Source organism: Jatrophihabitans sp., from assembly GCA_036399055.1.
Taxonomy (GTDB): Bacteria; Actinomycetota; Actinomycetes; order Mycobacteriales; family Jatrophihabitantaceae; genus Jatrophihabitans_A.
The window spans coordinates 1-2,628 of sequence record DASWNX010000007.1; the positions used below are offsets into that span (position 1 = coordinate 1).

At 67.1% G+C, this 2,628-nt stretch carries 2 protein-coding genes; both read right to left on the reverse strand.

Annotation, left to right across the window (positions count from 1 at the left end; genetic code table 11):
* Window positions 1-347 precede the first annotated feature (347 nt).
* Window positions 348-1,358 carry a helix-turn-helix domain-containing protein gene (locus VGB75_02400; GenBank protein HEY0165870.1) on the reverse strand — a complete coding sequence of 337 codons (1,011 nt, stop codon included), beginning with the start codon at window positions 1,356-1,358 and terminating at the stop codon, window positions 348-350.
* 141 nt (window positions 1,359-1,499) lie between these two features.
* The gene (aroF, locus tag VGB75_02405; GenBank protein ID HEY0165871.1) at window positions 1,500-2,561 is read right to left on the reverse strand and encodes a 3-deoxy-7-phosphoheptulonate synthase; all 1,062 of its coding nucleotides are present in this window, start codon (window positions 2,559-2,561) and stop codon (window positions 1,500-1,502) included.
* Between the last annotated feature and the right edge of the window lie 67 nt (window positions 2,562-2,628).

Here is a 2,628-nt window from a genome sequence, read left to right on the forward strand (position 1 = left end):
GTCTCCTCGCTGGCGGGCCAGACCATCACGGTCAGCTTCTCCGGCGTCGAGGACTCCTCACTGCAGACCTCCTTCGTCATCGATGACACCTCACTCACCCTGAGCTGATCACCGAACGACGCAGTGAACCAGCGACACCAGTGATTCAGTAACACCGCAAGGCAAGTCCGGGCCAGGCGCCGAATCGGCGCCTGGCCCGAACTCTGCGCCCACCGGCGCACCACCGGCACCCAGCGTTAAGCCCGGTGCCAGGTGACGAGGCTGGTGCGAAGGCGTGAGACGAGACAGCGGGGACGACGAAGAGGCCTCTGAGGGCCTAATGCGTCACCGGAAAAGCCGTGCGGCAGTCAGCCAGCACTGCGCAGCGCGGTCGCCTTCTCCAGCGCGTCGCGGCTGGTGCCGTCGATCCCTCTGAGCGCGCTCGGCGGCACGCCGAAGTGCTCTCGGAACATGCGGGTGAAGTGCGAGGCGCCGTAGAAGCCCCAGCGCTCGCCGATGGCCGCCACCGTCAGATTCGCGAAGGCCGGATTGAGAAGGTCGCTCTTGCACCGCTCGAGCCGCTCAGCTCTGATCCACCGGGCAGGGGAGTTGTCGTGCTCGGAGAACAGCATCTGCAGATAGCGCAGCGACACCCGAAAATGCTTCGCGACCGCTCCCGGCGCTAACGCCGGGTCAGTCAGGTTGTCACGTAGGTAGGCCTGGATGCTCATGAATTGAAGTTGGCGGGCGCTGTTTGAATCATCACGGACGGCTTGCAGCCGCTCGGCGAACAACGAGGTGAGCAACCCGGCGACGGTCAGCCCCATGCTCTCGGCTGCCACCCCCTTGGGCGCGTGCATGTGGTCGGAGATGGCTCGCAAGGCCGTCGACACCATGGCCGGCACCCCTGCTGAGTTGCTCCACACCGTGCCGGTCAGGGATTGCGTCGAGGCCGGTGACAGGCCGACGAGCAGGTGCGGCACCCGGACGGCCATGAAGGTGATCGGGGCTTCAACCCGCATGCGGTAGGACCGGGCGGTGTCGACCATGATCAGCTCGTCGGGCCCGACTCGGGCGTCGCGGGAGAGCTCTCGTAACGTGAACTCGCCTTCGAGGGGCATGAACACGTAGAGGTTGTCGCTCTGCGCCGCGGGCGTCGGCCGGTGCAGGGCGGTGTGCGCGTCAGCCCGGATCACCGAGACCCGGACCCGGCCGTACTCCTCGATGCTCAGGGCGCCATGGGTGAAGGTGCGGCGGTCGCCGCGGATCTCCATCGGACCGCACCACTGGTTCACTTCGCTGGTCCACGTCACCAGGGGCGCGGTGTCGGGTCGAGGTAACCGCTGCACGCTGCTGACCTCCTGACCACGATGCGACATGACCAGGCTCCGGGGGGCGCGCTGGCAGCCAGCCTCGCACTCACGCACATCTGGCGACGGCTGCTGGGTGAGAGGATAAGCGTTAGACGCTAAAAGTATCGTAAGTATCCGATAAGAAGGATCAGGTCAGATCAGGGCAGCTCACGCCATGGCAGGCTGGCGAGCTTCGATGTCCGGCGCCGCCCCCAGCTCGCAAAGGCGCCTCAGCGCCTCGGACATGAAGGTGACGGTGTTCTTCAGCGCGTCCATGTCCTCCGCTCGCAGCGCCTGCGGGCCGTCGCAGAGCGCGGTCTGGGGCGTGGCATGGACGTCGACGATGAGTCCGTCGGCGCCGGCGGCGAGCGCCGCCCTGGACAGCGGAAGCACCAGCGACCGGTCACCACCGGAATGCGAGGGGTCGACCACCACCGGCAGGTGGCTGGCTTGGCGCAACACCGGCACCGCGGAGACGTCGAGGGTGTTCCTGGTCCGGGTCTCATAGGTGCGGATACCTCGTTCGCACAACACGATGTTGAGGCTGCCGCGCTGGGCGATGTACTCCGCGGCCATCAGCCACTCATCGATGGTGGCGCTGAGTCCCCGCTTGAGCAGCACCGGCTTTCCGGACTCGCCGACAGCTTGCAGCAGCGCGAAGTTCTGCATGTTGCGGGCGCCGACCTGGAGCATGTCGACATGCCGCACCACCAGGTCCACGTCCTGGGGGGTGATGACCTCGGTGACCGTCGGCAGGCCGGCCTGGACGCCCACCTCGGCGAGGATCTCCAGGCCCTGCTGGCCGAGTCCTTGGAAGGCGTACGGCGAGGTGCGCGGCTTGTACGCGCCGCCACGCAGCATCTGCGCGCCAGCGGTCTTGGCCATCAGCGCGGCCGCGAGGGTCTGCTCGTAGGTCTCCACCGCGCACGGGCCGGCGATCAGGGCGATGTGCCCGCCGCCGAAGACCGCATCGCCCACCCGCACCTGCGACAGGGACTGGTGGTGCTCGCGGCTGACCAGCTTGTGCTTGGAGCTGATCCTGACCACGTTCTCGACCCACACATTGGAGCGGAAGCCCATGCCGGAGAACAGGTCCGGGTCACCGATCAGGCCGATGATGGTCCGCTCGGCGCCGCGGCTGACGAAGGCCTGACCACCGACGCTTTCCACTTGTCTGACCATGTCGGCGATCGCCTGTTCGGGAGCGCCCTTCTTCACGACTATCACCATCGGGGACACCTTCTTTCCTGCTGGTCATCGACGGGGGCCGCGGTGAGCGCCCCGGTGGGGGCGCGCG

What these genes read in the sequence shown, in the direction of transcription:
- VGB75_02400 (HEY0165870.1), bottom strand. Translation starts at nt 1,358, where the DNA reads ATGTCGCATCGTGGTCAGGAGGTCAGCAGCGTGCAGCGGTTACCTCGA.
- aroF (HEY0165871.1), bottom strand. Translation starts at nt 2,561, where the DNA reads ATGGTGATAGTCGTGAAGAAGGGCGCTCCCGAACAGGCGATCGCCGAC.